Genomic DNA, 6,559 nt, shown 5'->3' on the forward strand with positions numbered 1-6,559 from the left:
CTTACCTTGATTCATGAGTCTAAACTAACTTACAGATTGTAATTTTCTGCAAAGATAGTCATTTCTAACCCATAGAGTCATTTTTTGCTCGTATTTTGTCGCATATCAACCACTTACAACGATTGTTTATCGTTTTTAGTGGACACTAGTGAGAGGAGTTATAGAATGGGTGTAGCAACATCTTCCATCTTCCTTCTTCCATCTAACATCTTTACGACATTCATCAGACATCCGGGAATCGGACCTTTCCTGGTCTTTTCACTACAAAATTAGCATAATTCAGGCATTCCTGCAATAGCATTAAGATATTTTGCACTTTGACTGTTAACGAAAGTTACAAGACACAGCAGAGCAGGCATGCAGCATAAAATACAAAAATTGAAAAATAATGGTTCAAAGTGCGATAAGATTCAAATCTTTTTCGTATCTTTGCCCACAAAATAAAAGCAGTATTATGATAGTAACCAATCAAGCAACAGATACGAAGCAGAATTTCAATGCCACTTCCACCCGAAATAGGATAATGGCCAGTACAATGTCTGTGGACGAATACTTCGATGAACTGATAGACAAGGTGCGCGAGGATTATGCAAATCTATGAGGTTCGAATCAGTCATGGAGCTCGTGCAGACATGGCAGAATTGCGCAAGTTCCTTAAGTCTATGATGACGGTGGAAGGAGCTATTCGCTATGCCAATAATATGCGTGAGGAGATAAAGACGTTGGCATTTTATGCTGATCTCTATGGCAAGACAACATCAATGACACTGCGTCAGATACACCCCGAGGCACGCCGGATGGTATCTCATAACCGTAAATGGGTGTACGTCTATCATATTGAAGCATCCTTCGTCATAGTAGACCGAATCCTCCCTGCCAATATGAACAAAGGTTGAATCCTCATCCAACGAAATCTTATATCATGTCTGAAATCTCCGATGCATACAGACCAAGTGCTTGGCTTTTGGCGACCGCATTATAAAACTCAACGACTACCTATTGAAAGAGGCTGCTAATAAGAAGCCATCCTTCAAGATAGTGAAGGGTAAACGAGTATATGAGAAATCAGTACCAGTATATTTGCAATCAGTGTCTGCGCTATGTAATCAACTCCTTCGTAGTGGTACATCAATAGGTGCTAATAATGCTGAAGCCTGCAATGCCATCACGAAGTCTGATTTCAAAAGTAAGTCTTATATAGCTCTAAAGGAAGCTCGTGAATCACTCTATTGGATAGATCTCCTACACCGTAATGGGTATCTGACCGATAAGCAACATGCTTCTCTCTATAATGACTGCGAAGAATTGGTAAAGATCTTGGTACATCGATGTAAGAAGCTAGACGGAGCGGAATAACATCAGCCCTCAGCCATCTTCCATCAGCCATCTTACCGACATTCATCAGACATCCGGGAAATTGAGCCTTTTCCGCTCATTTCTATACAAAGGTAGAAAAAAACTCCAGATAGGCAATAGCTTTAAGATTCTTTATCCTAGGAAGATGAACAGATGTTAATTCTGTGAGTGGTTATGACGCAAGATGTGAGAGCTGCAGAAGATACTATGAAGAGAAATCACTAAATAACGAGGTTCGACCTGTAAGGATAAAATCCAAGAGAACAGGAAAAGCCTGACGTTTGACTGGAAAACAATTTTCCATTATTTACACCCAATTTAACGCATATGACCAAAAATGAAATCTTAGCTCAGCCTCTATATCAGGAAGCTATTAAGCTGTTTGTTTCAAGGTCGTTAGCCTTTGATAAAGCAGCAAAAGACTATAAAGACAATCAGAATCCTGAGAAGGAACTAGATTTGGAAAAGAATTCTAAGTCTGCATGGGCATTGTATTGTTATCAAATGAGTTATTTGTTGTATTTAGCAGAAAGGATTAAGGATGATGATGTTAATGCAGCAAATGAAGCGACAAAAGACTTGAAGCAGATTGTGTTTAACGACTTGCAAGGTAAGTACGAATATATAATGTTTATTACCAAACCTCAAAATTTGTACTAGCTTAGGTACTTATTATAATGTTCTCCCAAAACATATTTCCATTATGCCATTCATAACTCCTCCAATCAAGAGTATCTCAGAGGTAATGGAGCCACTGAAGGAGTGAATTCTGAAGGCTGATGTCCATACATTCGAATAGATTATGCCCCAACTTAACCCACGATACGAAACGCCATTCAAGAGGAATCACCTCAGCCATCAGACTTCATCCATCATACATTTTACCGATGAATGTCGAGGCGGATTTCATCAAGGAGGCACTGGATGCTGGGCTATTTAAGCATACAACAAGAATCACATCATCCATCCTACTTCAGACATCATCCTTCGTTCATAGGACTATGGTTATCTTTCATACATAGACAGATAAATAAGAAGTTGATGAACACTAAATACAAACAACTCGAAGAAGCTTTGCTAAAGGAGGCTGATTTGCTGATAGAAAAAGCAAAGAGTCAGGGCGAAAAAGCCCTTTACAACCTTTTCAAGTCAGCCATTCTTAAGAAATATAAGGATCAGTATGATGTCGATATTCAGCAAGGCGAAGTAGAGAAGGATATTGTTGACAAGAGCATTAATTTCCTCTTTGAAAACGCATGTGTCAGTTTCAGAACGCTTCCCAATATAAAGGATCTTGACAAAGAAGATGTGATAAAGAAAGCACAGGCTGCTTTACCTTCGTGGAAGGCAATGGTAATACAGAATCTAACTAATAAAGGAATAAGGGTGGTTTAACCAATGCCTCGACAGTCACGAAAGCCCTCAGACACCGGTATCTACCATGTGATGATGCGTGGTATTAATCATCAAACCATCTTTGAAGATGAGGAAGACAACTACCAGTTCATCAACACCCTCGACCGCATGCGTGTTAGGTACGATGACGAAGGCAACGCTTGTGGCCGAAACTGCTGCTATTACGCCTACTGCCTCATGGACAACCACTTTCACCTCCTGATTCGCGAGCGCGACGAAAGAGTGGGAGAGACCATCAAGCGCATAGCAAGTTCATACGTGTACTATTATAATAGGAAGTACGGTCGTGACGGACACCTGTTCAAAGAGCGCTTCAAGAGCGAGCCAGTCAACGACATAGCCTACTTCACCGTACTGCTGAGGTATATACACCAAAATCCCGTCAAGGCGGGCATAGTAGAAAAAGTAAAGGACTACGAGTTCAGCTCCTGGGGCGAGTACGACGGCACCGTGGAGCCAGTATTTCAGATTTGCGATGTCAATACCGTACTGAATAGGATACCCTTTAAGGAGTTGGACGAATGGGTCAACGACCCGCTGGCAGATGATGTCTGCTGTTTAGACAACGACAATGAACGCCCTCGCTTGCGTCTTTCAGACGACCAAGTGTGGCAAGAGATAATAAAGATAGCAGGTGTAACCTGTAGTAGTGATTTTCAAAAAATAGATAAAACGAAACAACGAGAAGCGTTAGGCCTGTTGCGAGAGTTGGGTGCATCAGTGCGGCAGCTGGAGCGACTGACAGGCATCAGTCGGGGAGTGATTCAGTTCGTAAGGAAGTAGCTTGCCCCCTATGACACGTACCTGCTATGACACGTACCTGTCCCTTGTCATTCTCCTTGTCATTCTTGTCATTTCTAGAAACTGTCTGATTCCACACGCATAACCAATATACAGGCAAGTCTGGTAGAGGCGAAGTAATAATATTTGAAAATGGAAGTAATAAAAACAAATATCCCCGGCGTGCTCATCATTGAGCCGCGCGTCTTCAAAGCCCAAAAGATAAATAATTAAGGGTCTAGGGTTCGAATCCCTACGGGGGCATGTATATGGTTTTTCATCAGCAACGCATTATCGTCATTTGTTCTACAATAATATTTAAGAATATAAAATTACCACAATATATGAAAGTAGTATTACTAGCTGGAGGCTTTGGCTCCCGAATATCTGAGGAATCTCAGTTTAAGCCAAAGCCAATGATTGAGATTGGCGGCATGCCTATACTGTGGCATATCATGAAAGAGTATGCCTATTATGGACATACCGAGTTTATCATCTGCGCTGGATATAAGCAGGAGTAAATCAAGGAGTGGTTTGCCAACTACTTTCTGCACAACTCCGACGTCACCTTCGACTATCGCAATGGTAAAAATGAGATGACCGTACACCAAACCAATATGGAGCCATGGAAGGTTACGGTAGTAGATACTGGCTACAACACCATGACAGGCGGCCGTATAAGCGAATCCAGAAATACGTAGGCAACGAGAGCTTCATGATGACATATGGCGATGGCGTATGCGATGTTGAGATAGATAAACTTGTCGAGTTCCATAAGAGTCATGGCAAGCTTGCCACCCTTACAGCAGTTAAGATGGCTCAGGACAAAGGTGTGCTTGATATTGATAATGGAGCAGTAAAGGCATTCCGTGAGAAGAACGTTGCCGATGGAGCCCCTATCAATGCCGGATATATGGTACTTGAACCTCAAGTATTTGACCTTCTAGATGGCGACTCTTGCGTATTTGAGAAAGTCGCACTCACACAACTTGCTGAGCAAGGACAACTAATGTCGTATGTCCATACAGGATTCTGGCAGTGTATGGATAATATCCGTGAAAAGAATATGTTGGAGAAGCTCCTTGCAGAAGGAAAAGCTCCTTGGAAAAAGTGGGAGCGTTCAGTTCCAAATATCAATGAAAGGAAAGCTTCAGAAAATATTTAATCAGAAAATCAAATAATACAATATGTCAAGAAAAGAAGAATTAAAGCAGCAGATACTCGAGCTCACACGCGAGTACTATAAAGAGGTGCATGCCCCTAAGAAGGAGTTTGTGCCGGGTAAGTCATTCGTCAACTACGGAGGTCGTTATTTCAACGACGAGGAGATGGTCAACCTCGTTGACTCGTCACTCGATTTCTGGTTGACAGCCGGCCCTTGGGCTCATAAGTTTGAGACTCGCCTCGCCAATTGGCTTGGAGTGAAACACTGTGCAGTCACAAACTCTGGTTCATCAGCCAACCTCCTTGCCTTCTACACCCTTACATCTCCCAAACTTGGAGATAGAGCAATTAAAAGAGGTGACGAGGTGATAACAGTAGCAGCAGGATTCCCCACTACAGTTAATCCCATCATCCAGTTTGGAGCAATACCGGTATTCGTAGATGTATGTCTTCCGGGCTTTGATATCGATGTCAATCAGCTCGAAGCAGCCTATTCTCCTAAGGTAAAGGCCGTGATGATGGCTCACTCACTTGGCAATCCATTCAACCTGAAGGCAGTTCTCGAGTTCTGCGAGAAGCACAACCTCTGGCTGATTGAGGACAACTGCGATGCTCTTGGTTCTGAATACACCATTGACGGTGTAACCAAGAAAACAGGAACATGGGGTCATATCGGAACATCATCATTCTATCCTCCCCACCACATGACTATGGGCGAAGGTGGCGCAGTTTATACCAATGACCCGCTGCTCGACAAGATCTGTCGTTCATTCCGTGACTGGGGACGCGACTGTTGGTGTGTAGGTGGTGTTGACAACACCTGCAAGCTCCGCTTTACCGGCAAGTTTGGCGAACTCCCACAAGGCTATGACCATAAGTATGTATATTCACACTTCGGATTCAATCTGAAGATAACAGATATGCAGGCAGCTATAGGTTGTGCTCAGTTGGATAAGCTCGATGATATTGTAGCAGCACGTCGTGCCAACTATAAGACATTATATGAAGGTCTGAAGGATTGCCCTGGAATCATCCTTCCCGTAGCAGAAGAAAATTCCAATCCATCATGGTTCGGTTTCCTAATTGCTGTCAAGGAAGATGCAGGCTTCACTCGCAACGAACTCACAGGCTATCTTGAAGACAACAAGATTCAGACCCGCAACCTCTTTGCAGGTAATCTCATCAAGCACCCCGCATTCGACGAGATGCGCAAGAGTGGAGACGGCTATCGTCAGGTAGGAGACTTGAAGAATACCGACTTCGTGATGAACAACACCTTCTGGATTGGCGTATATCCTGGTATGACAGCCGAGATGAATGCTTGGATGATTGAGTGTATCAACAAGTTCTGCAAGCGAAATAGAATATAATAGCAATAATCTGTTGTTGTTTCTATAATCAGCTATAGTGTATAAAAAGAATACATAAGAATGGTACAAGAATCCCGAACGACAAAAAGTATAAAAAACGCTCAAGTAAACGTAATATACTATCTTATTCAGATTGTATTAGGTTTTTGGTCAAGAAAAGTTTTTTATGACTATCTTGGAAGTGAAATTCTTGGATTAGATACTACGGCACAATCTCTTTTGCAATTTTTGAATATTGCAGAATCTGGAGTTGGTGCAGCTGTAGCATATTTCCTCTACTCTCCATTTTTTAATAATGACAAAGAGAAAATTATAAAAATAGTTGCAATACAAGGATATATATATAAGCGAATAGCTAATCTGATTTTGGTATTGGCCGTTGTTGTAATGCTCTTTTTCCCATGGATATTCAGTGACATTAATATACCACTTTGGTATGCATATGTGACATTTTCAGTTCTTTTATTTGGAAA

At 41.9% G+C, this 6,559-nt stretch carries 8 protein-coding genes and 2 pseudogenes; all 10 read left to right on the forward strand.

Annotated elements, in window-relative coordinates; translation table 11 throughout:
- Positions 1-454 precede the first annotated feature (454 nt).
- Positions 455-601, forward strand: a complete 147-nt coding sequence (locus CIK89_RS13530; RefSeq protein ID WP_158214994.1) for a hypothetical protein — start codon at positions 455-457, stop codon at positions 599-601.
- The gene (locus CIK89_RS07345; RefSeq protein WP_094390743.1) at positions 588-896 is read left to right on the forward strand and encodes a hypothetical protein; all 309 of its coding nucleotides are present in this window, start codon (positions 588-590) and stop codon (positions 894-896) included. Before CIK89_RS13530 ends, CIK89_RS07345 begins: the two co-directional genes overlap by 14 nt.
- A gap of 61 nt (positions 897-957) precedes the next feature.
- Positions 958-1,356: a four helix bundle protein gene (locus tag CIK89_RS07350; RefSeq protein ID WP_254046642.1), complete on the forward strand. Its 399-nt coding sequence runs from the start codon at positions 958-960 to the stop codon at positions 1,354-1,356.
- A 327-nt stretch (positions 1,357-1,683) separates the two neighbouring features.
- Complete coding sequence (locus tag CIK89_RS07355) at positions 1,684-2,016, forward strand: hypothetical protein (protein ID WP_094390744.1); 333 nt, start codon at positions 1,684-1,686, stop codon at positions 2,014-2,016.
- 142 nt (positions 2,017-2,158) lie between these two features.
- Positions 2,159-2,296: a hypothetical protein gene (locus CIK89_RS13535; protein WP_158214995.1), complete on the forward strand. Its 138-nt coding sequence runs from the start codon at positions 2,159-2,161 to the stop codon at positions 2,294-2,296.
- A gap of 101 nt (positions 2,297-2,397) precedes the next feature.
- Positions 2,398-2,751, forward strand: coding sequence for a hypothetical protein (locus CIK89_RS07360; protein ID WP_094390745.1), 354 nt, complete (start codon positions 2,398-2,400; stop codon positions 2,749-2,751).
- Between the two features lie 3 nt (positions 2,752-2,754).
- A complete protein-coding gene (locus CIK89_RS07365; protein WP_094390746.1) occupies positions 2,755-3,555 on the forward strand; it encodes a transposase in 801 nt (266 codons plus the stop codon).
- A 341-nt stretch (positions 3,556-3,896) separates the two neighbouring features.
- A pseudogene (gene rfbF, locus CIK89_RS07370) lies at positions 3,897-4,717 on the forward strand (glucose-1-phosphate cytidylyltransferase).
- Between the two features lie 22 nt (positions 4,718-4,739).
- Complete coding sequence (rfbH, locus tag CIK89_RS07375; RefSeq protein ID WP_094390747.1) at positions 4,740-6,086, forward strand: lipopolysaccharide biosynthesis protein RfbH; 1,347 nt, start codon at positions 4,740-4,742, stop codon at positions 6,084-6,086.
- Between the two features lie 60 nt (positions 6,087-6,146).
- Positions 6,147-6,559: pseudogene (locus CIK89_RS07380) on the forward strand (sugar transporter); the annotation flags it as partial.

This window comes from Prevotella sp. P4-119 (assembly GCF_002251345.1).
Taxonomy (GTDB): Bacteria; Bacteroidota; Bacteroidia; order Bacteroidales; family Bacteroidaceae; genus Prevotella.